This is a genomic window from Sphingomonas sp. OK281 (genome assembly GCF_900115295.1).
Classification (GTDB): domain Bacteria; phylum Pseudomonadota; class Alphaproteobacteria; order Sphingomonadales; family Sphingomonadaceae; genus Sphingomonas.
Window position 1 is genome coordinate 263,651 of the sequence record NZ_FOVZ01000004.1, and the last position, 24,031, is coordinate 287,681.

21 protein-coding genes are annotated in these 24,031 nt (G+C 66.1%); 4 read left to right on the top strand and 17 right to left on the bottom strand.

The genetic code is table 11. From position 1 onward, the window contains the following. Positions 1-10 precede the first annotated feature (10 nt). Both purU and BM244_RS15550 read right to left on the bottom strand, forming a co-directional pair. The gene (gene purU / locus BM244_RS15545) at positions 11-880 is read right to left on the bottom strand and encodes a formyltetrahydrofolate deformylase (protein ID WP_254784474.1); all 870 of its coding nucleotides are present in this window, start codon (positions 878-880) and stop codon (positions 11-13) included. 353 nt (positions 881-1,233) lie between these two features. Then, the gene (locus BM244_RS15550; protein ID WP_093399805.1) at positions 1,234-2,760 is read right to left on the bottom strand and encodes a CoA-acylating methylmalonate-semialdehyde dehydrogenase; all 1,527 of its coding nucleotides are present in this window, start codon (positions 2,758-2,760) and stop codon (positions 1,234-1,236) included. A gap of 107 nt (positions 2,761-2,867) precedes the next feature. Here BM244_RS15550 and BM244_RS15555 point away from each other — a divergent pair, with 107 nt between their 5' ends. After that, positions 2,868-3,785, top strand: a complete 918-nt coding sequence (locus BM244_RS15555) for a LysR family transcriptional regulator (RefSeq protein WP_093400054.1) — start codon at positions 2,868-2,870, stop codon at positions 3,783-3,785. 53 nt (positions 3,786-3,838) lie between these two features. Further along, positions 3,839-4,228 (top strand): hypothetical protein, encoded by a 390-nt coding sequence (locus BM244_RS15560; protein ID WP_254784475.1) that lies wholly within the window; start codon positions 3,839-3,841, stop codon positions 4,226-4,228. A 158-nt stretch (positions 4,229-4,386) separates the two neighbouring features. On the opposite strand, the gene BM244_RS15565 is transcribed toward BM244_RS15560, so the two are convergent. The 4 genes from BM244_RS15565 to BM244_RS15580 form a co-directional block, all read right to left on the bottom strand. After that, positions 4,387-5,469, bottom strand: a complete 1,083-nt coding sequence (locus BM244_RS15565; protein WP_093399806.1) for an acyl-CoA dehydrogenase family protein — start codon at positions 5,467-5,469, stop codon at positions 4,387-4,389. Positions 5,470-5,473: 4 nt separating this feature from the next. After that, positions 5,474-6,670, bottom strand: a complete 1,197-nt coding sequence (locus BM244_RS15570; RefSeq protein WP_093400055.1) for an acyl-CoA dehydrogenase family protein — start codon at positions 6,668-6,670, stop codon at positions 5,474-5,476. A 295-nt stretch (positions 6,671-6,965) separates the two neighbouring features. Further along, positions 6,966-8,504, bottom strand: a complete 1,539-nt coding sequence (locus BM244_RS15575; RefSeq protein WP_254784476.1) for an alginate export family protein — start codon at positions 8,502-8,504, stop codon at positions 6,966-6,968. A 52-nt stretch (positions 8,505-8,556) separates the two neighbouring features. Continuing rightward, a complete protein-coding gene (locus tag BM244_RS15580) occupies positions 8,557-9,900 on the bottom strand; it encodes a dicarboxylate/amino acid:cation symporter (protein ID WP_302847286.1) in 1,344 nt (447 codons plus the stop codon). 237 nt (positions 9,901-10,137) lie between these two features. On the opposite strand from BM244_RS15580, the gene BM244_RS15585 reads away from it, so the two are divergent. Beyond that, positions 10,138-11,892 carry a sensor histidine kinase gene (locus BM244_RS15585; RefSeq protein WP_217649128.1) on the top strand — a complete coding sequence of 585 codons (1,755 nt, stop codon included), beginning with the start codon at positions 10,138-10,140 and terminating at the stop codon, positions 11,890-11,892. Then, complete coding sequence (locus BM244_RS15590; protein ID WP_093399808.1) at positions 11,889-13,214, top strand: sigma-54-dependent transcriptional regulator; 1,326 nt, start codon at positions 11,889-11,891, stop codon at positions 13,212-13,214. The genes BM244_RS15585 and BM244_RS15590 overlap by 4 nt, the downstream gene beginning before the upstream one ends. Positions 13,215-13,338: 124 nt before the next feature. Here BM244_RS15590 and BM244_RS15595 read toward each other — a convergent pair whose 3' ends face one another. From BM244_RS15595 to gnd, 11 genes are all read right to left on the bottom strand, one after another. Then, positions 13,339-14,397 carry an AbrB family transcriptional regulator gene (locus tag BM244_RS15595; RefSeq protein ID WP_093399809.1) on the bottom strand — a complete coding sequence of 353 codons (1,059 nt, stop codon included), beginning with the start codon at positions 14,395-14,397 and terminating at the stop codon, positions 13,339-13,341. Beyond that, positions 14,394-15,056 (bottom strand): spermidine synthase, encoded by a 663-nt coding sequence (locus BM244_RS15600; RefSeq protein ID WP_093399811.1) that lies wholly within the window; start codon positions 15,054-15,056, stop codon positions 14,394-14,396. The genes BM244_RS15595 and BM244_RS15600 overlap by 4 nt, the downstream gene beginning before the upstream one ends. Continuing rightward, on the bottom strand, positions 15,053-16,351 hold the full coding sequence (locus BM244_RS15605) for an Hsp70 family protein (RefSeq protein WP_093399813.1): 1,299 nt from the start codon (positions 16,349-16,351) through the stop codon (positions 15,053-15,055). Before BM244_RS15605 ends, BM244_RS15600 begins: the two co-directional genes overlap by 4 nt. Before the next feature lie 299 nt (positions 16,352-16,650). Beyond that, entirely contained in the window at positions 16,651-17,109 is a 459-nt protein-coding gene (locus tag BM244_RS15610; protein WP_093399814.1) for a YaiI/YqxD family protein, read from the bottom strand. A 135-nt stretch (positions 17,110-17,244) separates the two neighbouring features. Continuing rightward, entirely contained in the window at positions 17,245-19,014 is a 1,770-nt protein-coding gene (locus BM244_RS15615; RefSeq protein WP_093399816.1) for a DEAD/DEAH box helicase, read from the bottom strand. 56 nt (positions 19,015-19,070) lie between these two features. Then, the gene (locus tag BM244_RS15620; protein WP_302847287.1) at positions 19,071-20,243 is read right to left on the bottom strand and encodes a BaiN/RdsA family NAD(P)/FAD-dependent oxidoreductase; all 1,173 of its coding nucleotides are present in this window, start codon (positions 20,241-20,243) and stop codon (positions 19,071-19,073) included. A 508-nt stretch (positions 20,244-20,751) separates the two neighbouring features. Further along, a complete protein-coding gene (locus BM244_RS15625; RefSeq protein WP_055881387.1) occupies positions 20,752-20,934 on the bottom strand; it encodes a hypothetical protein in 183 nt (60 codons plus the stop codon). Then, positions 20,934-21,401 carry a GreA/GreB family elongation factor gene (locus BM244_RS15630; RefSeq protein ID WP_093399817.1) on the bottom strand — a complete coding sequence of 156 codons (468 nt, stop codon included), beginning with the start codon at positions 21,399-21,401 and terminating at the stop codon, positions 20,934-20,936. The genes BM244_RS15625 and BM244_RS15630 overlap by 1 nt, the downstream gene beginning before the upstream one ends. A gap of 4 nt (positions 21,402-21,405) precedes the next feature. Beyond that, positions 21,406-22,149, bottom strand: coding sequence for an HAD-IIB family hydrolase (locus tag BM244_RS15635; RefSeq protein ID WP_093399819.1), 744 nt, complete (start codon positions 22,147-22,149; stop codon positions 21,406-21,408). Beyond that, a complete protein-coding gene (locus BM244_RS15640) occupies positions 22,146-22,958 on the bottom strand; it encodes a Cof-type HAD-IIB family hydrolase (protein WP_175518229.1) in 813 nt (270 codons plus the stop codon). Before BM244_RS15640 ends, BM244_RS15635 begins: the two co-directional genes overlap by 4 nt. A gap of 8 nt (positions 22,959-22,966) precedes the next feature. Beyond that, positions 22,967-23,950, bottom strand: coding sequence for a phosphogluconate dehydrogenase (NAD(+)-dependent, decarboxylating) (gnd, locus tag BM244_RS15645; protein WP_093399824.1), 984 nt, complete (start codon positions 23,948-23,950; stop codon positions 22,967-22,969). Positions 23,951-24,031: the final 81 nt, after the last annotated feature.

Here is a 24,031-nt window from a genome sequence, read left to right on the forward strand (position 1 = left end):
TTCCTCTCGTTTATCGAAACACCACGGTACGCTTGCCGTTCAACAACACGCGCCGTTCTGCAATCCATCCGACCGCTCGCGCGAGCACCTGCGCCTCGCTATCACGCCCGATCGCGATCAGATCGTTCACGGTGGCACGGTGATCGACGCGTTCGGCGGCCTGCTCGATGATCGGGCCCTCGTCGAGATCGCTGGTCACGAAATGCGCGGTGGCGCCAATCAGTTTCACGCCGCGCGCATGCGCCTGGTGATACGGCCTGGCACCCTTGAAGCTCGGCAGGAAACTGTGGTGGATATTGATGCACCGCCCCGCCAGCCGCTCGACCAGATCCGCGCTCAGTACCTGCATGTAGCGCGCGAGCACCAGCAGGTCGGCCCCGCTCGTCTCGAACAGGTCGAGCAACGCAGCCTCCTGCGCCGCCCGATTGCCCGCATCGACCGGAAGATGGTGGAACGGCAACCCGTGCCACTCGGTCAGCCCGCGGAGCGTCTCGTGGTTCGATACCACGCCGACCGGCTCGATCGGCAGGGCACCGGTCGACCAGCGGTGCAACAGGTCGTTCAGGCAGTGCGACGTCGTCGACACCGCGATCAACACGCGGGGCCGCGAGTCGGCACGAACCAGTGACCAGTCGAGTGCAAACGTCTCGCCGACCTTCCCAAGCCGCGTGCGCAAATCCGCGTCGCCGTCGTCGGCCGCGCTGAACACGACGCGCATGAAGAACCGCCCTGTCTCCAGATCGGCATATTGCTGGCTGTCGAGAATGAACCCGCCCGCCGCTGCAAGCTCGCCGGTGACGGCCGCGACGATGCCGACGCGATCCTCGCACGTGAAGGTCAGTATCTGCGCGCTCATGCGCTCGTCTCGCTCAGGTGCCATCGGCTGCCATATAGATGCGCGAACACCGCGACCCACTCATAGGATCGTGGCGCCGAGCAACAGTTAGGCATGGATGCTGTGCAGAATCGTGCGCCGTATCGTGAAACGTCGGCCCAAATCGGGCTGGTCGAGCTACGACCGCCGAAGGCGCTACGGCACTGATAATCCTCCCCCGCCAGGGGGAGGTGGCACCGAAGGTGACGGAGGGGGAGGGCACGCAACGCTGGACGCACCCTACCGCCCCCTCCGTCTGGCAATTGCCAGCCACCTCCCCCTGGCGGGGGAGGATCGCTCGGATCGGACTTGTGACGGTCGGCAGCGCGATGCTTGGGCCACGAATTCAACGGCCCACATCACCCCATCGTCGGAATAACGAACGCGTCGTTATTCCGTGCAGGCCCGCCATCCTCGGCCATCGCCGGCAGTGCAGACCCGTCCGGCCAACGCTGCGTGATCGTCTTGACCTTCGTCCAGAACTTCACGCCCTCCATCCCGTGCTGGTTGGTGTCGCCGAACGCGCTCCGCTTCCAGCCACCGAACGTGTGATACGCGACCGGCACCGGGATCGGCACGTTGATCCCCACCATCCCGACGTTCACCCTCGCCGCGAACTCGCGCGCCGCGTGCCCGTTGCGCGTGAAGATCGCGACGCCGTTGCCGTATTGATGCTCGCTCGGCAGCCGCACCGCCTCCTCGAAATCGGCCGCGCGGACGATCTGGAGCACCGGCCCGAAGATCTCCTCCTTGTACGCCGACATCTCGGTCGTCACGTGATCGAACAGCGACGGCCCGATGAAGAAGCCCTTCTCATGCCCCTGCAACGCAAACCCCCGTCCATCGACGACCAGTTCCGCGCCCTCGTCGACGCCGGTCTGGATCCAGTTCTCGATCCGGGTGCGGTGCGCCGCGTTCACCACCGGGCCGTAATGCGCGTCGTTGTCGGTCGACACACCCACGCGCAACGCCGCGATCGCCGGGATCAGCTTCTCGCGCAGCGCAATCGCGGTCTTCTCGCCCACCGGCACCACCACCGGCAGCGCCATGCAGCGCTCGCCGGCGCTCCCGAACGCAGCACCCGACAGGTCGGCGACGACCTGGTCGAGGTCCGCGTCGGGCATGACGATGCCGTGGTTCTTCGCGCCGCCCATCGCCTGGACGCGCTTGCCCGCCTCGACGCCGCGCCGATAAACGTAATGCGCGATGTCGGACGATCCGACGAAGCTCACCGCCGAAATCGCCGGATGATCGAGGATCGCGTCGACCATTTCCTTGTCGCCGTGGACGACCTGGAAGATCCCCTCGGGCAGCCCCGCCTCGACGAACAATTCGCCGAGCCGCACCGGCACCGACGGATCGCGCTCGCTGGGCTTGAGGATGAACGCGTTGCCCGTGGCGATCGCGACGCCAGACATCCATAGCGGGATCATCGCCGGGAAGTTGAACGGCGTGATCCCCGCGCCAATGCCTAATGGCTGGCGCATCGAATAGACGTCGATCCCCGGCCCGGCGCCCTGCGTGTATTCGCCCTTGAGGATGTGCGGAATTCCGCAACAGAACTCGATCACCTCGAGACCGCGCTGGATATCGCCCTTCGAGTCCGCGATCACCTTGCCGTGCTCGGACGACAGCAGCCGCGCTAGTTCGTCCATGTTCGCCTCGACGAGCCGCTTGAACTCGAACATCACGCGGGCGCGACGCTGCGGGTTGGTCGCCGCCCAGCCAGGTTGCGCCTTCTGCGCCGCGGCAACGGCCGCATTCAGATCGGTCGCACCCGAAAGCCGCACGCGCGCCTGCACCTCGCCCGAATTCGGGTCGAACACATCACCGAAGCGCTCGGCCGTGCTGGCCGCACCGCTCACGAAATTCTCGATCGTCCGCATGGGCATCCTCTTCTAGTTGCCCGCATCGTCCGCCATAAGCGTTTCGCAGCCAAGTGGGGCTGTTTGCAGATACGCTCTGCAAATGTGCAGCATGGGGTGAGGCGTTCATGGATTGGGACGACGTCCGGTATTTCCTCGCTCTAGCGCGCACGCACCGGCTCGGCCCAGCCGCGAAACTGCTCGGCCAGGACGCGACGACGGTCTCTCGGCGGTTGCAACGGCTGGAGCGGCGGCTCCAGACGACATTGTTCGAGCAGACCGTGGCGGGATACGCGCTGACCGAGCGCGGCGCGGCGCTGCTCGAGCATGCCGAGACGATGGAGGCGTCCGCGCTCGGCATCCAGGAAGTCGTCGGCAATGACGCGGGCGTGCTCGCGGGGCCGATCCGGTTGAGCGTCTCGGAAGGCTTCGGCAGCCGCATCCTCGCGCCCCGGCTCGCATCGTTCACCAACCAGCATCCGCGGATCGCGGTCGACCTGATCGCGTCGACCGGCTTCCTGAACCCCTCACGACGCGAGGCGGATATTGCGGTGATGCTCGCCCGCCCGAAGAGTGGCCCGCTGGTCGCGCGGAAGCTCACCGATTATCACCTCGGCCTCTACGCGCATCCCGATCACCTCGCACGGTCGGGACCGATCGCGACGACTGCAGACCTGATGCGGCACCGCCTGATCGGCTACGTACCGGACATGATCTACGCGCCCGAACTCCGCTATCTCGCGGAGATCGACGGCCGGCTCGACGCATCGATCCGCAGTTCGAGCATCGTCGCGCAGGCCGAACTGATCGCGGCGGGTGCCGGATGCGGGATCCTGCCCTGCTTCATCGGCGACGGCATGCCGGGACTGGTGCGGGTGCTGCCCGACGCCGTCGATATCCAGCGCTCGTTCTGGCTCGTCGTCCACCGCGACGTCCGCCGGATCGCGCGGATCGACCGGTTCATCGCCTGGCTGGACGCGACGATCGGCGCGTTGAAGCCGCTGATGATCGGCGTGCCCTCTGCGCCGATTGCCGCCCCCGAGTGAGCCCCGTATAGATCGATGTTGCATGGCAGCATCGCCGGGCCTGGAGCAGCGCGTTGATCCCCAAACTCTATCACCAGATGATCGACGCGATCGGCGACGGCACTGGGCTGCCCGATATCATCCTCCACATCCACGCCGGCATGGCGTTGCTCATGCTCGCGCGACTAGTGACGCGGCGCTCGTTCGGGACGTTCATTCCGTGGTGGGTGGTCGTCGCCGGCGAGGCGTTCAACGAGATCATGGACCGGCTGAACTTCGGGTCGTGGCGGTGGGAGGATACCTCGCTGGATATCATCAACACGTTGCTGTGGCCGACGGTGATCTGCCTCGGCGTGCGGTTGCGGCCGATGATCGCGCAGCGGGTCACGGTAAAAGTGGGGTCGGTCGAAACCGCGCCGGATGCCGTCTCGATAGAAGACGTGCCAGTCGAGACGCAGCACTAGTTTGCGCCCCTCCCTGGAAGGGAGGGGTTGGGGGTGGGTAGGCCGCTTGGCTGGCGCACCGGACCACAAGCAGCCGCCCCCCCCTAGCCCCTCCCTTCCAGGGAGGGGAACGCGTTGTGACCGGGGTTACCTCAGCCACCCCAGCCAACCGCCCCGGCTCAACTCAAAGCAATGTACCGTTGCAGATGATAATCTTCATCGCCCAACTGGTGGTCGATCATCACTAGCCGCTTGGCATAATGCGACACCGCATATTCCCACGTCATGCCAATCCCGCCGTGAAGCTGGATCGTTTCCTCCGCGACCAATGCCCCAGTCCGCCCGATCGTATATTTCGCCGCGGACAACGCCCGCTCTCGCGCCTTCGCATCCTCGCCATCGAACGCCGACGCCGCATTGATCACAGCGGAGTGCGCCTGCTCGATCTCGAGCAACACCGTCGCCATTCGGTGCTGGAGCGCCTGGAACTTGCCGATCGGCACGCCGAACTGCTTGCGGTCGCGGAGGTAGCCGAGCGTCGCCTCCTTGACGAACTCCATCGCGCCGACCGCTTCGGCCGAAAGCGCGAGCAACCCCGCCCCGACCGCCGCATCGACGATCGCCTGCCCCTGCCCTTCGCCACCGACGCGCGCATCGGCGCCGAGCGTCACGTTCTCGAACGTCACGTCCCCGGCAGCGCCGCCCTCGACGACGTTGAAGCTGCGGACCGACACCCCGGCCGTATCCGCCGGCACGAGCAACACGAGCGGTTCGCCATCCTGCTCGACGGTCACGACGAACACCGAGGCCGCACCGGCGTGCGACACGACCGCCTTGGTCCCATTGAGCGTCCAGCCATCGCCACTCTTCGTCGCAGTCACCGGCGTCGCGCCATCCTCATGCGCGAACGCGGCGATCGTGTCGCCCGACACGATTCCGGCCAGCGTCTCGTCATGCCCGCCAGCCTTCGCCAGCGCCCGCCCGGCCATCAGCGCACCGAGGAACGGCTCGACCACCAGCGCGCGGCCGAGCGCCTCGAACACCACCATGATGTCGAACCCGCTGCCGCCGAAACCGCCCGCCGCCTCGTCGAACAGCGCGGAGACGATGCCGAGTTCGTTCAACTGCTGCCAGACCGCCGGATCATACCCCGCCTCGCCATACGCGCCCGCATTGCGCGTCTCGATCGAATAGCCGTCGCGCAACGCCCGCACGAGCGTGTCGGCCAGCATGCGGCGGTCGTCGGTGTGTTCGAAGTTCATGGTATCAGAGACCCAGGATGGCTTTGGAGATGATGTTCTTCTGGATCTCGTTCGACCCGCCGAAGATCGACAGTTTCCGGTTGTTGAAATAGCTCGGCGCCGCCATCGCCGCGTCCTCCGGCCCGACATCCTCGCCGTTCCACCCGGCCTCCAGAGCTTCGGGTATGTAGGGCGCCGCGTACGATCCATACGCACGACGGGTCAGCGAGGTGATCTCCTGGCGGATCTCGGTACCCTTGATCTTGAGCATCGAACTTTCCGCGCCTGGCGCACCGCCACCCGCGACTGCCGCCAGCACGCGGAGATTGGTCGTCTGCATGTTCGCGAGGTCGATCTCGACCCGCGCCATCCTTGCCGCGAACAGTGGATCGTCCGCCAAGGCCCGCCCGCCCTTCTTCTGCATCTGCGCGACCTCCTTCAGCCGCTCGAACGACGCGATCGAGAAGCCGACGCCGGCGATGTTGGTCCGCTCGTAGGTCAGTAGATACTTTGCGTAGGTCCAGCCTAGATTCTCCTCGCCGACGAGGTTGGCGACGGGCACCTCGACGTCGGTGAAGAACACCTCGTTCACCTCCTGCTCGCCGTCGATCAGCGTGATCGGGCGGACTTCGATGCCGGGCGACTTCATGTCGATCAGCAGGAACGAGATGCCCTCCTGCTTCTTCGCGGTCGCATCGGTGCGGACGAGGCAGAAGATCATGTCGGCATGCTGGCCTAGCGTCGTCCAGGTCTTCTGGCCGTTGACGACATAGACGTCGCCCTTCCGCACGGCAGTCGTCTTCAGGCCGGCGAGATCGGAGCCCGCGCCCGGCTCGGAATACCCCTGGCACCACCAATCGGAGCCGTCGAGGATCCGCGGTAGCCATTGCTTCTTCTGCTCTTCGGAGCCGTATTTGATCAGCACCGGCCCGAGCATGTTCACCCCGAACGGCACGACGCGAGGCGCGTGCGCGAGCGCGGACTCATTGTCGAAGATGAACCGCTGGATCACGCTCCAGCCGGGACCGCCCCACTCCTCGGGCCAATGGTTCGCCAGCCAGCCGCGCTCGTTGAGGATCGCGTGCCATTCCTCCATGTCCGACTTGCGCAACCGCTTGCCCTCACGGACCAGCGTCGAGAGGCGAGCGGGCAGTTTGTCGCGGAAGAACGCGCGGACTTCCTCGCGGAAGGCTTCTTCCTCGGGCGTGAAGCTGAGATCCATGGCCATGTGACTCCTGATGTTGGAGCCTGTGTGCCACAGTCGATCGTGGAATTGAAGGACCGGTATGGTCCGAAACGAAGAAAACACGGCGCCGAACGACGCAGGTTAATCCGAACGGTATCGCAGTTCCAACACTGACGCTCTCCCCTCCCTGAAAGGGAGGGGTCGGGGGTGGGTCGGCCTGCTTGGGTCACGCGCGTGCGTATGCGGAAGCCGACCCACCCCCAGCCCCTCCCTTCCAGGGAGGGGAGAAAATGTCAGACCTCCCTCCCTTTCGGGGGGAAGGGGAGCAGGATCAGAACCGGTAGCTGATCCAGCCGGCCAGGAAGTCGGAGTTCTTATACCCCGCATTCGTCAACGCAGGCCCCGCGATCAAATGCTCGTACCGCCCGGTGAACGACAGCCGCGAGGTGAACGGATACACCGCCTGGAACCGCAACGTATCGGCGATCTTCTTGCCCCCGAAATTCTGCGTCCCCGCAAACGCGGACCCGTTCGCACGATACACCGCATCGCTTGTCGTATCGCGCCACGAGCGTTGATATTCCGCCGTCATGCGCAGCTTCCCGAACGGCGTAAACGTCACGTTCGGCGCCAGCGCGATCAGGTTGGTCGGCGTCGCGAACAGCTGATAGCTGTAATAGATGTTGTTGCCGAACGGCGCCAACGAGTTGCGCAACGTGCCCTTGCCATACGCGCCGCCGCCGCTCGCATAGTCGGCATGGAAACCGACGCGCGGTGCGGACTTGCCCTCACCAAGCTTGTAGGTCTGCGCCAACAGGATCAGCCACGCCTTGATCGAGCGATCATCGTAACGGCCGCCCTGGTAATTGATCGTCCAGTCGAGATTGACCGGCCCCGCATCGCCCCAGACATGCAGGCCATAGAAGTTGCGAACTTCCCGGGCATTGTCTGTGCCCCATACCGCCGCGCGATTGCGCAGGCGCCAAAGGAACGGATCGACGTACAGCTTCGAGCCCCCGAACAGCGTCTCCGGCACGACGATGCCCGTCGAGATGCCCGAGAACCGCCGCGCGCTCTCCGCATTGTCATCCTGCGTACCGCCATTGCCGTACGCGGTCGGCTTGAAGTCGAACACGTCGGCACGGACGCCAGCGGCACGCGCCCAGGCGCGGAAGCCGTTGAAGCCAAAGAACAGCGTGTTGTTGTCACGCGGCACGACCATCAGGTTAGGACCGTCCGCAAACGTCTGTCGGCCATAGCGCACCCCGACATCGACGTCGGCGACCGTCCCGGTCAGATCGACGAACGCCTGCTGCACCGCCAGCTTGTTGCGCAGGTTGGGCAGCGCGGTGCCAAGATTCTGCCCCTCCAGCGTGCCGTGCGCCAGTTCGCCGTAGAAGCGCAGATGCTTGCCGACATGCAGGTCGGCGCCTCCAAACAGGCGCAGAATGTCCTGCCGCTGCGCCTCGGCATCGCGCAGATTGGGGTTGGTCGTCTCGTTGACGCGCAACCGCGCCTCGCCCGACAGCGTCAGATAGACGTCGCCATCACCCGCGATCGAGATGAACTTCAACTGGTCGACGATGTCCTTGCGCTTCTTCGGATCGCGCAGCTTCGACCAGTCCTCCGCCCAGCGCGACTGGTTGTAGCCACCCGTCGTCGTACCGTCGCCAATCGCAGCGTTGGGATAGCTTTCGGCGATCGGTGAGGCCTCGGCCGTGCTCGACACGTCCTTGGCACCGGCATTGGCTTGCCTCGAAGGCGGGGCTTCGGCTTGCGCGATGGCCACGCTCGAAAAGGCGACAGTCGACAGCGCGGACGCGGCAAAGCCGGCCGCATACGCCATGCGGCGGATCGTCATCGGGGTCATAAGCAAAATCCGGTACTGGCGGGCGGGGACGGGCTGGCCGTCCCCGCCGGCATCAATGGGCGGTAGCAGCGGCGGGGATCGCCGCCGGCACGAACTCGGGAAGCTTGCCCGACAGCGCGGCATCGAGCTTGTCGCGGTCGAGTGCGCCTTCCCAGCGGGCGACGACGATCGTCGCGACCGCGTTGCCGATGAAGTTGGTGAGACTGCGGCACTCGCTCATGAAGCGATCGACGCCGAGGATCAGCGCCATCCCCGCGATCGGCACCGTCGGCACGATCGACAACGTCGCGGCCAGGGTGATGAAGCCCGCGCCGGTGACGCCCGCCGCACCCTTCGAAGAGATCATCGCCACGACCAGCAGCAACAGTTCCTGACCGAGCGTCAGGTGCGTGTTGGTCGCCTGCGCGATGAACAGCGCCGCCAGCGTCATGTAGATGTTGGTGCCGTCCAGGTTGAACGAATAACCGGTCGGCACGACCAGCCCGACCACCGACTTCTCGCAGCCTGCCGCTTCCATCTTCTGGATCAGGTTCGGCAGCGCGGCTTCCGACGACGACGTCCCGAGCACCAGCAGCAGCTCTGCCTTCAGATACTTGATCAGCTTGAAGATCGAGAAGCCGGTCAGCCGTGCGACCGTGCCGAGCACGACCACGACGAACAGCGCCGCGGTCAGATAGAAGGTCGCGACCAGTGCACCCAGATTGGCGAGGCTGCCGATCCCGTATTTGCCGATCGTGAACGCGATCGCGCCGAACGCGCCGAGCGGGGCTGCGCGCATCAGGATGCCGACCAGCTTGAACACGATCAGGCTGAGGCGCTCGAGGAAGTTCAGCACCGGCTTGGCAGGCTCGCCGACCAGGCTCAGCGAGATGCCGAACAGGATCGCGACGAGCAGGATCTGGAGGATGTTACCTTCCGTGAACGCGCTGACCATCGTGTCCGGGATGATGCTCATCAGGAACCCGGTGATCGTCGTCTCGTGCGCCTTCACGGTGTAGTCGGCGATGCCCTTGGTATCGAGCGTGGCAGCGTCGATGTTCATCCCCGCGCCCGGCTGGACGACGTTGGCGACGATGAGCCCGACGATCAGCGCCAGTGTCGAGAAGAACAGGAAGTAGGCGAACGCCTTGCCCGCGACGCGACCGACCGAGCCGAGCTCCTTCATGCCCGCGATGCCGGTGACGAGCGTCAGGAAGATCACCGGTGCGATGATCATCTTCACCAGCTTGATGAACGCGTCACCCAGCGGCTTCAGCGCGGCGCCATAGGTCGGATAGAAATGCCCGAGCGCCGCGCCGAGCGCGATCGCGATCAGGACCTGGATATAGAGCTGGCCGCTCCAGCGCTTCCGCGCGGGCGTTTCCGCGACGCCATATGTCTGGGTGAGTAGGGTCAACATCGCCTCCTGCAATCCTCGTCCACTCACGCGGGACGTTATGTGCGACGGTAATGCCGGGCCGAACCCAGGACTACAAGAGTGCGACGTCTATCCCCTAGAACGTTGGTTTTTAGCCATTTATCGGCATACCCATTATTCTGACGTGCGAAAAATGCCACCTTTCGTTGATAGCGCGCGCGGCAGGTGTGTGATAATCCGCACAAAATGACGCGACTCCGATCCTCCCTTTTCGTCATGGCGTTGACGGTGCTGCTCGCATTTGCGGCGCTCGGTATGATCGTGGCGGGAGTCGCCTCGATCTACGGCCGGCGCGCTGCCGAAGACGCGCGCGCAGGCGTTCGAATGCGCGCGGTCCAGCAGACCCGCAGCAATCTCCGCCTGCTCGAAGCCGAGTTGCAGACCTATCGCCTGCTACCGATCATGCTCGGCGAATATCCCGACGTCCGCGCGGCGCTGGCATCCGGCAACGTCGACGCGGCACTCAACATCAAGCTCGCAATGCTGGCCGAGCGGACCGGCGCGCCGGTGATCTACGCGCTCGATACCCAAGGCATGACGATCGCCGCCTCCAACGCCGGGCGCCCCGACAGCTTCCTCGGCCACGACTACCGCTTCCGCGACTATTTCACCAAGGCGATGGCCTCCGGCGCGACCGAGTTCTTCGCGCTGGGCAGCGTCAGCGGGCGGTCCGGCCTGTACCTGTCGCGACGGATCGACCGCGCCGGCCAACCGCTCGGCGTGGTCGTGGTGAAGGTCGAGTTCGAGAAGATCGCGCGCGCGTGGATCCAGGATCGGATGGCAACCTTCGTGACCGATCCCGACGGCATCATCCTGATCTCCAGTGATCCCAAGCTCGAATTCCGCACCACGCGCCCGCTCCCGCCAACGCGTCGCGCTGCGCTGGTACGGACACGCCAGTTCGGGGCCTCGCCCTTGGTCCCCGCCCCGCTGACACTGGCCGAGGGCGTTTCACGACTACCCGACGGATCGCCCGCGATCACCGTGTCGTTGCCCGTGCCCATCGCGGGCTGGCGACTGGTGCATATGGAGCCACTCGACACAGCATTGCGCGCGGCTGCCGTCCGCACGCGCTGGGCCACCGCGATCGCCGCAATGCTGACGATCGCCGCCATGCTGGGCGCGTGGTGGCTGTACGAGCGGCGCAAGCGCAACGTCGGCGCGCGCGCAGAACTGGAAGCGGAGGTCGCCCGCCGCACTGCCGAACTCCGCGCCACCGCCGACCGCCTCCAGATCGAGGTCGAGCAGCGCGAGGCGTCCGACCAGCGCTTCCGCCAGGCGCGCGAAGAACTCGCGCACGCCAACCGCGTCGGCTCGATCGGCACCATCACCGCCAGCGTCGCGCACGAGATCAACCAGCCCGTCGCCGCGATCCGCACCTTCGCCGACAATGCCGCGGCGTTCCTGGACCGCGGCGAGCCGGCGCGCGCGGCAACCAACCTCCAGTCGATCGTCGACCTCACCAGCCGGATCGGCACGATCACCGCTGGGCTGAGGCGCTATGCCCGGCGCGGTGCAGGCTCGATCGGCCCCGTCGCGCTCGACGAGGCGATCGACGGCGTCCGCCTGCTGATCGGCGACCGCTTCCGCGCCAAGGGCGTGACGCTCGACCTGCCGAACGGCCCCGAGGCACGGCTCACGGTGATCGCCGGCCGCGTCCGCCTGGAGCAGGTGCTGGTCAACCTCCTCCAGAACGCCCTCGACGCGGTCGCCGACCGCCGCGACGCGCGCGTCAGCGTCACCGTCGGCAGGAAAGGCCGCGACGTGGTGCTGACCGTCGCCGACAACGGCCCCGGCATCGAGCCCGACATCGCCGATCACCTCTTCACCCCGTTCGCGACGAGCAAGAAGGACGGCCTCGGCCTCGGCCTCGGCATCGCACGCGACATCATGACCGAGTTCGGCGGCACGCTCGACCTCGTCCCCGCTCCAGAAGGCGCCATCTTCCGTATGATCCTGGTGAAGGCATGAGCGAGCAAGCCGTCTTGCTCGTCGACGACGACGACGTGTTGCGCGGGGCGCTGGAGCAATCGTTCGAACTCGCCGGGATCGCGGTGATCGCCGAGCGTGACCCGACCGTCGCGCTTGCTCGCGTGACCGCCGGGTTCGACGGTGCGGTCGTCTCCGACATCCGCATGCCGAAGATGGACGGCCTCGAACTCTTCCGCCGGATCGCCGCGATCGACCATGAGATCCCGGTGCTGCTGATGACCGGCCACGGCGACGTCGCGATGGCGGTCGCCGCGCTGAAGAACGGCGCGTTCGACTTCATCCCGAAACCCTTCGCGACCGACCATTTGATTGCGGGTGCCAGGCGTGCGCTCGAAATGCGCCGCCTCGTCCTCGACAACCGCCGCCTCCGCGCCGCCGCCGAGGAAACGATCGGCGCCGAACCGCTGATCGGCGAGACCCCGGTGATGGTCCGCCTCCGCGAAACGATGCGCCAGATCGCCCAAGCCGATATCGACGTGCTGATCGAAGGCGAGACCGGCACCGGCAAGGAACTCGTCGCAGTCCTCCTCCACCGCTGGAGCAACCGGCGGTCACGGTCCTTCGTCGCCGTCAACTGCGCCGCTTTGCCCGAGGCGGTCGCAGAGATCGAGCTGTTCGGCCACGACGGCGACTCCCGCCTGCCGCGTACTGGCAGGATCGAGGCGTCCAACCGCGGCACGCTGTTCCTCGACGAGATCGAGAGCACGCTGCCGGCGTTCCAGGCGAAACTGCTCCGGGTGTTGGAGGAGCGCGAGGTAATGCCGGTCGGCGGCGACCTGCCGCGCGCGCTCGACCTCCGCGTGATCGCCGCCGCCAAACCCGGCCTCGAACAAGCGGTCGAGGCAGGCCGCTTCCGCGCCGACCTGCTGTTCCGGCTAGACGCGGTCCGCCTCCGCATCCCGCCGCTGAGGGAACGCCGAGACGACATTCCGCTGCTGTTCGGCCACCTGCTTCACCAGGCAGCAGAACGGTTCGGCCGCGAGGTGCCAACGATCGACACTGCGACGCTAGCGTATCTCGGCCAGCACGACTGGCCCGGCAACGTCCGCGAACTCGACAATCTCGCGAAACGTCTGGTGCTGCGCGTCGAGACCGAAGACCCGATCGACGAGGACAGCGACATCCCCCTCCCCGCCCGCGTAGACAAGTTCGAGGAAGCAACGATCCGCGCCGTGCTCCAACAGGTCAGCGGCGACGTCCGCTCGGCCTTGGCCGCGCTCGGCATCCCGAGAAAGACGTTCTACGACAAGCTGAAGCGCCACGAGATCGACGTCGAAGCCTACCGCCCGACCAAGGGCTAATTCTCAATCCTCCCCTACAAGGGGAGGTGGCAGCGCGCAGCGCTGACGGAGAGGTGACCCGCTCTCGATGGGGCGACACCCCTCCGTCGCTGCGCGACACCTCCCCTTGCAGGGGAGGATAGAGTCAGGTCGGGATACCCGGCGGCGGCACACCACCCTGCCGCGTGGCCACGAACTTCGCGAGCGGCGGCCCGATCAGCAACACCCCTAGAAACCGCAACACCTGAAGCGCCATAACAAACGGCACATCGACCGGGCTAGACGCAGCGATGATCGCAACCGAGTCCATCCCGCCCGGACTAGTCGCCAGATACGCGGTAACCGGATCGATCCCCCACCACCGGGTCAACGCCGCCGCGATCCCGCCGCAGAAAGCGATCAGCAACACCACCGACAACAATATCCGCGGCATCGCCTTCCCCGCCACCCGCAGCGTATCGCGCGTGAACGAAAGCCCGATCCGCCACCCGACCACCGCATAGCTTATCGCGAGCAGCCACTGCGGCAACACCGGCTGCGCAACGCCAGTAACGTTGAGCGCCGCCCCCGCCACCAGCGACCCGAGCAGCGCGCCGGCAGGAAGCTTCAGCACGACCCCCACGGTCGCACCAACACCGGCAATCGCGATCGTCCGCAGCACGGCAACCGGATCGACCGCCGCGAACCACGTCGCGGCAACATGATGCCCGCTCCCGCCCCCGACCATTACCGCCGCCAACACCGACGCGACCACCGCCACGCTCACCACCCGTGTGTACGTCATCACCGCGACCAGCCGCGAGTCCGCGCCGTACGCCTGCGCCATCAACACCATCGCGCTCGCCGCACCCGGCGTCGATCCCCACACCGCGACGGTCCCCGGCAACACCTGCCACCGGCTCAGCAGGTACCCGAGCACGCTACTGGCCGCGAGCGTGACGAAATTGACCATCAGGAACACCGGCCAGTGATTCGCCACCGTCGCGACGATCCCCGTAGTGATCGACCCCGCGATCAGCGTCCCGACCGCCGCCTGTGCGCCCCGAAATGCCGACGTCGGCACGCTCAGCGACCATCCCCGCACCGCCAGCACGACCGCCGCGACCATCGGCCCGAGCAGCAACCCCGCGGGCAGCCCGACGACCTCCAGCAGCCCCGCGATCACCGCCGACAGCGCGATCAAGACGGCCCACCGCCAGATCATGGCTTGGTAGCGAACCAGATCGTGTGCCGCGCGCCGCCCTTCCGCGTCGCCCGCGCAATCACTTCGTCGACCGCGAACCCCGCGTCGGAAAGCCGGGTAGCAAACGGCTTGCTCGGCGCGGAAGACCACACGGCAAGCACCCCGCCCGGCCGCAAAGCCGCTCGCGCCAGAGACAATCCCCGCGCCCCGTAAAGCCGATCGTTACCCGGCCGAGAAATTCCGTCCGGACCGTTATCGACGTCGAGCAGGATCGCGTCCCAATCGCCCTCCGCGATCACCGCGGCGACATCGCCCTCGAAAATCCGGGTCCGCGGATCGGTCAGGCTGTCACCGTGCAGCGCCGCCATCGGCCCGCGCGCCCATTCGATCACCGCCGGTACGATCTCCGCAACCGCCACCTCCGCATCAGCGCCAAGCCGCGCCAACGCAGCGCGGAGGGTAAACCCCATGCCAAGCCCACCAATCAGCATCCGAACACCCGGCCGCCCACCGATCCGGTCGCAAGCCTGCTCCGCCAGCGCCTCTTCCGACCCGCTCAACCGGCTGTTCATCAACTCGTTCGCACCGAGCATGATCGAGAACTCCGCGCCACGCTGGAGGAGCCGAAGCTCACCCCCACCCGGCACCTGCGCCGTCCCGAGAAGCACCCGAGGGATCATGCCGACCAAGCCGCGATATCGTCCTGCTCGCCGATCAAGGCCAGCCCGTGCGCGATCGAGGTTAGCTCGCCGCCACTCATGATCGCCGCCTCGCCGAACCGCTCGACGAAGATCCGCCGGATACGCGGGATCAGCGACGATCCACCGGTCAGGAACACCCGGTCGATCTCGCCACCACCAACGTTCGCCACCTCCAAGGCCCGGTCGACCGCCGCCTCGATCCGCACCACGTCGTCGGCGATCCAGCCCTCGAACTGCGCCCGCGTCACGTCCGCCTCGATCTCCAGCCCCGCGCCCGCAAAGTGGAAATGCGCATCCTCGCCACTCGACAGCGCCCGCTTGAGCGACCCGACCGCATCGTACAGCGGATAGCCCAGTTCGTTCTCGATCACCGCGATCATCCGCCCGATCGCGTCGGGGTCGACCGCGGTCTTCTGCAACCGCTCCAGCTCGGTCATCGTCTTGCGATTGCGCATCAGCGCGAGCCGCGACCAGTCCGCAAAATCGGCGAAATACGCGCGCGGAATCTCCAGTTCCTTGCCGAACGACTTGTACGCGCCGCCCTTGCCCAGCATCGGCAGCACGAGCCGGTCGAGAATCCGGTAATCGAACCGATCCCCCGCAATCCCGACGCCAGCATGCCCAAGCGGCGTACACCGCCGCGCCGCGCCCGGCTCGGCCACGCGCACCACCGAAAAGTCGCTCGTACCACCACCAAAATCGGCCACTAGGATCGTCGCAGGCTCGGTCAGCCGCGTCGCGTAGCTATACGCCGCCCCGAGCGGCTCATAAACATAATGGATTTCCGCCCCGAAACCCTTGAACATCGCGTCATACCGCGTCCGCGCCAGCGCCTCGTCGGGCCGCGCGCCGGCATATTCGACCGGGCGCCCGACGACGATCCGGTGCGGCCGCGTGTCGAGCTTCCCGCCAGCATGCGAAATCAGCTTCTCGAGAAACAGCTGGCCCATCTCCTCGAAGCGATAGCGCTTGTCGAAGACCGAGGCCTGCTCGAACGTCTTCATCGCCGCGACCGACTTGAACGACTGGATGAACCGGCTGTCGAGCGGATACTCCATATATTCGGCGATCGCCCACGGGCCTGCATCCGACGCGAGCCCCTTACCGCTGTCGTCCTGCCAGAAGCACAGCGCCGAGCGGAATACCGGGCTCGTTTCGGCAGGGGCGGCGAACGTTACGAGTTCAGGCGTCCCGCCGCGCGTCCCCAGCGCCACGACGCTGTTGGTCGTGCCGAAATCCAGCCCCAGCGCGGGGCCGCCAGCGTTCGTGTGCATCGCATGTTCTCCGTGAACGCGCGCCTATGGCGATACGGGGTGCGTGATGGCAACCCCGTTCGGGCAAAGTGCGACAACGGACGCGACCATAATCAGCAGCCCTGGAGACGCCTGGTCTGCGCAGTCAGGACGGATCGACGCTCAATCCCGCCTCGTCTGCGCAACTCTTCTCTCCCCTCCCTGAAAGGGAGGGGTCGGGGGTGGGTCGGGTTCCGTATCGTCGACCGTCAGCGTCACAAGCCGACCAACCCGCCCCCAGCCCCTCCCTTTCAGGGAGGGGAGATCGATGAAGATCTGCCCTAAAGTCGCTTGAGCCGCACCAACGCCGCATCGAGCGCGGAGAGGAAGCTCGACCGGTCGGCCTTCGAAAACGGCGCCGGCCCACCGATGATATCGCCGCCCGCGCGCAGGTCCGCCATGATCGCCCGCGTGGCGATCGCGCCGCCGATCGAGCTGGTGGTGAACGGCTTGCCGGTGTTGGCGAGCACGGTCGCGCCGGCCTTCACACAGCGATCGGCGAGGAGGATGTCGGCGGTGATCACGACCGATTTCGCATCGGCCTGTTCGGCGATCCAGTCGTCGGCGGCGTCAAAGCCGTCGCTGACGACGACGCGCGAGATCAGCGGGTGGACAGGGATGCGGAAATGGCTGTTGGCGACGATCGTCACGGGGACTTCGTGGCGCCACGCGACCTTGTAGATCTCGTCTTTGACCGGGCACGCGTCAGCGTCGACGAGGATGCGGATGGTGTCAGTCATTCAAAATCCTCCCCCGCCAGGGGGGGTGGCAGGCGCAGCCTGACGGAGGGGAGGCATCCACCACATCTGTCGCGTATCCTCCCCCTCCGTCACCTTCGGCGACACCTCCCCCTGGCGGGGGAGGATCGTGCTAGCTCAGCTCCGCTCGCGATTACCGCGGTACGGGGGCTTCCGCGCAGGAGCCGGACCGCCACGCGGGGCTGCACGGTGCAGCGTCGAGCGGGGACCGCTCGCATTGCTGCGACCACCGCCGCCGCCGTCATGCCGCGCACCGCTCTCGGGCGCACCCTGCATCGCCTCGATCGCCACGCCGCTCTCTTCCTCACCAGCCTGTGCCGTCCGCTGGATCGCCGCCGAGAACCGCGAGGCCACAGCGCGCGGAATCTCGAACGCCGTCTCGTTCGGCCCGATGCGGATCGCACCGATCTCGGACTTCGTGATGTGCCCGCGACGGCAGATCAGCGGCAGGATCCAGCGCGGATCGGCGTTCTGGCGACGACCGATGTCCATGCGGAACCAGACGGTGTCCTCGAAGCCCGCGCGCGGACCCTGCGAACGCTCGTCCTGCGTCGGCTGCTTGCTCTGGTCGATCAGATCCTCGGCCTGCGGCATCGTCGCGCGGTGCATGTGCACCAGCGCGGCGGCGATATCCTCCGGCGTCTTCTCGGCCATCAGGCGGACGGCGAGTGCGCGATCCTCCTCCTCGACCTCGACCGGCTGCAACAGCATGCCGATCAGCCGCTCGTGATCGTTCTTGCGGATGTCCTCCGCGGTCGGGGCGTTGACCCACTCCGCGTTGATCTTCGCACCACGGAGCATCATCTCGACGCGACGGCGACGCGGGAACGGCACGATCAGGACGGCGGTGCCCTTCTTGCCCGCACGACCGGTACGGCCCGAGCGATGCTGAAGCGTCTCGGCATCGCGCGGCAGTTCGACGTGCACGACGAGGCTAAGCGTCGGCAGATCGATACCGCGCGCCGCAACGTCGGTCGCGACGCAGACGCGCGCACGACGGTCGCGCAGAGCCTGAAGCGCCGCGTTACGCTCGTTCTGCGAATGCTCGCCCGACAGCGCGACGGCCGCAAAGCCACGCTCGACCAGGCTCGCATGCAGGTGACGCACGTTGTCACGCGTGGCGCAGAACAGCATCGCCGTCTCCGCCTCATGGAAGCGCAGCAGGTTGATCACCGCATGCTCGATCTCGGACGGCGAGACCGTGACGGCCTGGTACGAGATATCGCCATGACCGCGATCCTCGCCGACGGTCGAAATCCGCAGCGCGTCCTTCTGGTAGCGCTTGGCAAGTGCGACGATCGGCCGCGGCATCGTCGCCGAGAACAGCAGCGTGCGACGGCTCTCGGGCGATGCGTCGAGGATCTGCTCGAGGTCCTCGCGGAAACCCATGTCGAGCATCTCGTCGGCCTCGTCGAGCACAGCGACCTTCAGGGCCGACAGGTCGAGCGCGCCACGCTCGAGGTGATCGCGCAGACGACCCGGGGTGCCGACGACGATATGCGCGCCGTGCGCGAGCGAACGACGCTCCTTCGAGGCGTCCATGCCGCCGACGCAGGTCGAAATGCGCGCACCGGCCTTGGCATAGAGCCACATCAGCTCGCGGCTGACCTGGAGCGCCAACTCGCGAGTCGGCGCGATGCAGAGCACGAGCGGCTTGTGCGGCGTGGGCAGGCGCTGGACGCCGTCCTCGCCGGCTTCACCGAGCAGTTCGCCGGCCATCGCCAGGCCGAACGCGACGGTCTTGCCCGAGCCGGTCTGCGCCGACACGACGAGATCGCGACCGATCGCATTGTCCTCGATCACATGAGCCTGGACGGGGGTGAGCGCGGTATAGCCGCGCGCTTCGAGCGCCTCGGAAAGAAGCGACGGAATATTTGTAAAAGGCATGTACGTCCTAATTGGTGGCCGGCTTACGCAACGGCAAGGCACTGGCGTGGTGGTCCCTACAGGACTTGACCCGCGGCCCACCCGCTCGCCCATGCCCATTGGAAGTTGTAGCCGCCGAGCCACCCTGTGACATCGACCGCTTCGCCGACTGCATACAGCATTGGTACGCGTTTGGCTTGCATTGTTTGCGATGACAGTTCCGCAGTGCTGATTCCACCCGCGGTGACCTCGGCCTTGGCATAGCCTTCGGAGCCATTCGGCGTGAATTGCCAATGACTTAGCGCGCGCTCGGCGTCCTGGAGTTTCCGATCGGTGAGCGTGGAAATCTCGCTCGTCATCCCCAAACGCTCGCTCAAAGTCTCCGCGAGTCGGTCCGGGAGCGTGCTGCCGAGCAGTTTCCGGAGAGTCGCGCGCGGCGTGGTACGCTTGGCGGCGGGCAGCCAGCCGGACTCGCGATCGGGGAGGAAATCGATCCCGACGGGCTGGCCGTTGCGCCAATAGGACGACACCTGGAGGATCGCGGGGCCGGACAGGCCGCGGTGCGTGAACAGCGCGGCCTCGCGGAATGCGGTCTTGCCAGCGGTGGCGACGACTTCGGCGGCGACTCCGGACAGTTCGCGGAACAGCGTCTCGTCGCCGCCGAGCGTCAGCGGGACGAGTGCGGGGCGCGGTTCGACGACCTTCAAACCGAACTGCCGCGCGAGATCATAGGCGAACCCGGTCGCGCCCATCTTCGGGATCGATGGCCCTCCGGTGGCGATGACCAAAGCGGGCGCAGCGACGGTGCGACCGTCGAGCGACACGCGGTACTGCCCGTCAGCGTGCTCCACCCCGGTGACCGCGCGGCCGAGCGACAGATCCACCCGCCCCTTGTCGCATTCGTCGAGCAGCATCTCGACGATCTGGCGCGCCGAGCCGTCGCAGAAGAGTTGGCCGAGCGTCTTTTCGTGCCACGCGATGCCGTAGGATTCGACCAGCGCGAGGAAATCCTGCGCGGTGTAACGGCCGAGCGCGGACTTCGCGAAATGCGGGTTGGCGGAGATGTAGCGGTCGGCGGCGGTGTGGACGTTGGTGAAATTGCACCGTCCTCCGCCGGAGATCAGGATCTTCTTGCCCGCCTGGTCGGCGTGATCGACGAGCAGGATCTTCCGCCCGCGCTGGCCGGCGACGGCGGCGCACATGAGGCCGGCGGCGCCTGCGCCGAGGATTATCGCGTCGTAATCGGACAAGGGTCGCTCCGTGCGGCTTGGTTGCGCGAGCCGCTAGTCAAGAATGTTTCCCCGCGAAGGCGGGGACCCAGACTGGGCTCCCGCCTTCGCGGGAGAACAAGGGATGGCCGCTGTAGCGTGTTAGGGGTACGCCACAAAGGTGGTGAGGCGTTCGTAAGTTTACGAAACCCATATTCCAGATAGCACCACCCCGGCGAAGGCCGGGGCCCAGTTGGGGGACGGCAGTGGCGCAAGTTGCGCCTCGTTACAGCGACCTTTCCAACTGGGCCCCGGCCTCCGCCGGGGTGGTGCCTATCGCGGCAATGTCTCTCGCGGTGGTGCCGTTCGAAGTGGCGCCATCCGTGGGCGCGGAAGCCTCCGACGGCGTGGAGGAGCACGATAACGCCCCCCTTCTGCTCCCTCTCCCCTCCGGGGAGAGGGTCGGGGTGAGGGGCGGCCAAGCAGTGCGCCGCCAAGAACAGCCCCTCACCCAACCCTCTCCCCGGAGGGGAGAGGGCTCTTTTTCACCTCACCGCAGCTTGGCAATATTCAACGAGTCTTCCTTCGCCCGAACCTTCACCGACTCCTCACTCCGAGTCAGCGCCTTCGCGATCGCCTTCAACGCCATGCCCTTCTTCGCCAGCGTGTGCAGCTTCTGGATCTCATCCTGAGTCCAAGCCTGACGATGCCGTTCGAATTTCGCCTCAGCCATCAGCCGTCATCCTTGTCGATCGCCAGAACCTCGATCGCGTCCGGCTTGTCCGCAAACGCGACCGTCTCGCCAACCGCCGCGCCCATCAACGCGCGCGCCAACGGTGCCGAGAACGCCAGCCGGTCCTCGCCAGGCTCCGCCTCGTCACCACCCACAATCGCGATCACGCGCTCCGCCCCGTTCATCCGAACCCGAACGCGCGAGCCTATCCCGACTTCATCCTCTTCCGGCAAAGGCGCGAGTTCAGCGGTCGTCTGGCGCGTGTGCCAATACCGCAGGTCGCGCAGCAACAGCTTGCGCGCCTCCTCGTCCGTCTCAGCCGCAACCGCCGCCTCGATCTCCGTCACCCGCTCGCCAAGCAACCGAAGCCCTCGCGCCGTGACCAGATTAGGCCCCGGCGCGATCGGCTGTTCGAACTTCGGCTCGAGATGTTCCTCGTCACTCTCGCGACGAAACGCGACGCTCATGCCATTACTTCAGGCACGCGACGATCCCGGCGATCGCCGCCAGCGTGCCGTCGACGTTCTTTACCTTCACGACGTCCAGCCCAAGCTGCTCCGCCGGATAATCATTCCCGCCCGGGAAGATCGCGTCGCCGATGAACATCATCTTGTCGAGTGCGATGCCGCTCGCCTCGTTGAGCTTCTTGAGACCATACGCCTTGTCGACGCCCTCACGCGTGATGTCGATCGAGGTCGCGCCGCCCATGTTGATCGACAGCCCCGGCAGGCGCTTCTGCAAGTCCGCCTGGATCACTTTCCGCTTGGCGAAGTCGGGATCCCAGCTGTGCTTGGCGTCGATTGGCGCTTCCTGCCCCAAGGCAGAGAACGTGATCTGGCTACCACGATCCTCGATCCGCTCGCCCCAGGTCTTCTCCGGCACGAAGCCAGTGGCTTCCAACGACTCGTCGAACGCCTTGAGGATCTTCTGCTTCTCGTCCTCCTCGAACAGCTCGGCATACACCGCGCGCCATTCGCCATCGAACCGGTACAGCTTGGTGCCCGTCGTCGGCATCAGCCACAGCTTGGTGCGGTCGGCACGCTCGGGCAGGCGCGACGCGACCTGCTTCTCGAACTGCGGCCAGTCGCCGCCCGAGATCACCGCGACATGCGCGACGTCGAGCAGGTTCGCCAGCGCCTCGCCCATCGGCTCCTGCAAGGGCTGCTTGCTCTCGGCCAGCGTTCCATCGAGGTCGAAGGCAACGAGCTCTTTCATGCGGAAACTCCAGTAAGGATAAAGGTGTCGATCGCGTGCGCGACGCCGTCGGCATCGTTCGCGCTGGTAATCTCGTGCGCGACGTCGCGGACGGCTTGCGGTGCGTTGCCCATCGCGATCGCCAGCTTGGCGCGCTTGAGCATCGCAATGTCGTTGGCCTGATCGCCGATCGCCGCGGTCTCGGTCAACGAGATACCGAACGCGTCCGCCAGTTCCTCGATCCCGCTGCCCTTGTTCCCGGCCACCGGCGTAATGTCGAGATAATAGGTCTGGCTCTGGACGATCGTCGCCTGCGTATCGAACTTGGCGGCGACCTTCGCGTGCAGGTCGCGCAACAAATCCTCGTCATCGCTGACGAACGTCACCTTGTCCGCCTTGGCTAGCAGGTCGGTGAAGTCGGAGACGATCACCGGGTCCTGCGCGGAGGCCTTCTTCTCGCTGCCGACATGCCCGCCCTGGTCGGTGCTGGCATACCAGACATCGTCCGCGAAGAACCACGTGTCGACCGGCGCGTCACCGATGATCTCCATCGCGCCGCGGACGACGTCGACGTCGATCATGTGGTGCTCGATCACGGTGCCGTCGCGCTTGAACACGATCCCGCCGTTGAACGCGCCCATCGGCTCGTCGATGCCGAGCAACTCGGCGATCGGCATCATCCCCGAGCGCGGCCGCGCGCTGATGATCGTAAAGCCGAGACCCGCCGCCTTCAATCGCTTGACCGCGTCGACGGTGGCTGGCGTGACCTTCTTCTCCTTGTCGACGAGCGTTCCGTCGACATCGGAGACCAGCAGCTTGATACCGCTCATGCCACCGCTCACTGTGGCATCTCGACATGACCGCCAAAGCCATAGCGCATCGCCGACAACAGCTTATCGCCGAACGTATGGTCCACTCGGCTGCGATAGCGCGCATACAGCGCCGCGCTCAGCACGTTGACGGGCACCTTCTCCTCCATCGCCGCATCGATCGTCCACTGGCCTTCGCCCGAGTCCGCGACGCTGCCGCTGAACCCTTCGAGCGTGCCGTCCTTCGCCAGCGCGATCGCCGACAGGTCGAGCAGCCACGACGAGATCACGCTGCCGCGACGCCAGACTTCGGCGACGTCGGTCAGGTTGATGTCGAAGCGCTCCTCCTCGACGACATGCTCGCCCGACTTGCCCTTGAGGATGTCGAAGCCCTCGGCATAGGCCTGCATCAGGCCGTATTCGATGCCGTTATGGACCATCTTGACGAAGTGGCCGGCGCCCGAGGGGCCTGCGTGGATATAGCCCTTCTCGGCGCGCGGATCGGCTTGGCCTTCGATGCGGCCCGGCGTGCGGACGATCGTCCCCATGCCCGGTGCGAGCGTCTCGAAGATCGGATCGAGCAGGTCGACAGTCTCCTTGTCGCCGCCGATCATCATGCAATAGCCGCGCTCGAGGCCCCACACGCCGCCCGACGTGCCGACGTCGACATAGTGGATGCCCTTCTCGGCCAGTTCCTTCGCGCGGCGGACGTCGTCCTTGTAGAAGCTGTTGCCGCCGTCGATGATGATATCGCCCGAATTCGACTTCGCGGCGATCGCCTGGACGGTGCTCTCGGTCGGCTCGCCTGCGGGGACCATGACCCACCAGATCGCCGGCGTGTCGAGCTTGGCGTGCATGTCGTCGAGCGAGTCCGCGCCGATCGCGCCGTCGGCGGCGAGCTTCTTCACGGCTTCGGCATCGCGGTCGAACGCGACGACTTCGTGGCCGTTCTTCATCAACCGGCGCGCGATGTTGCCGCCCATCCGGCCGAGGCCGATCAGTCCGATCTTCATGGGGAATTCCTTGTGTGGGTAGTGCAACGCCAAATTCCGTCACCCCGGACTTGCTCCGGGGTCCACCGTTCCGCAAATCGA

Coding starts and splice junctions, on each gene's coding strand:
- BM244_RS15640 (WP_175518229.1), bottom strand. CDS start 22,958: ATGAGCGGTATCAAGCTGCTGGTCTCCGATGTCGACGGAACGCTCGTC.
- BM244_RS15590 (WP_093399808.1), top strand. CDS start 11,889: ATGAGCGAGCAAGCCGTCTTGCTCGTCGACGACGACGACGTGTTGCGC.
- BM244_RS15555 (WP_093400054.1), top strand. CDS start 2,868: ATGGATTGGGACGACGTCCGGTATTTCCTCGCTCTAGCGCGCACGCAC.
- purU (WP_254784474.1), bottom strand. CDS start 880: ATGGCACCTGAGCGAGACGAGCGCATGAGCGCGCAGATACTGACCTTC.
- BM244_RS15575 (WP_254784476.1), bottom strand. CDS start 8,504: ATGACCCCGATGACGATCCGCCGCATGGCGTATGCGGCCGGCTTTGCC.
- BM244_RS15570 (WP_093400055.1), bottom strand. CDS start 6,670: ATGGATCTCAGCTTCACGCCCGAGGAAGAAGCCTTCCGCGAGGAAGTC.
- gnd (WP_093399824.1), bottom strand. CDS start 23,950: ATGAAGATCGGACTGATCGGCCTCGGCCGGATGGGCGGCAACATCGCG.
- BM244_RS15630 (WP_093399817.1), bottom strand. CDS start 21,401: ATGAGCGTCGCGTTTCGTCGCGAGAGTGACGAGGAACATCTCGAGCCG.
- BM244_RS15635 (WP_093399819.1), bottom strand. CDS start 22,149: ATGAAAGAGCTCGTTGCCTTCGACCTCGATGGAACGCTGGCCGAGAGC.
- BM244_RS15625 (WP_055881387.1), bottom strand. CDS start 20,934: ATGGCTGAGGCGAAATTCGAACGGCATCGTCAGGCTTGGACTCAGGAT.
- BM244_RS15595 (WP_093399809.1), bottom strand. CDS start 14,397: ATGATCTGGCGGTGGGCCGTCTTGATCGCGCTGTCGGCGGTGATCGCG.
- BM244_RS15585 (WP_217649128.1), top strand. CDS start 10,138: ATGGCGTTGACGGTGCTGCTCGCATTTGCGGCGCTCGGTATGATCGTG.
- BM244_RS15605 (WP_093399813.1), bottom strand. CDS start 16,351: ATGCACACGAACGCTGGCGGCCCCGCGCTGGGGCTGGATTTCGGCACG.
- BM244_RS15600 (WP_093399811.1), bottom strand. CDS start 15,056: ATGATCCCTCGGGTGCTTCTCGGGACGGCGCAGGTGCCGGGTGGGGGT.
- BM244_RS15615 (WP_093399816.1), bottom strand. CDS start 19,014: ATGCCTTTTACAAATATTCCGTCGCTTCTTTCCGAGGCGCTCGAAGCG.
- BM244_RS15565 (WP_093399806.1), bottom strand. CDS start 5,469: ATGAACTTCGAACACACCGACGACCGCCGCATGCTGGCCGACACGCTC.
- BM244_RS15550 (WP_093399805.1), bottom strand. CDS start 2,760: ATGCGGACGATCGAGAATTTCGTGAGCGGTGCGGCCAGCACGGCCGAG.
- BM244_RS15610 (WP_093399814.1), bottom strand. CDS start 17,109: ATGACTGACACCATCCGCATCCTCGTCGACGCTGACGCGTGCCCGGTC.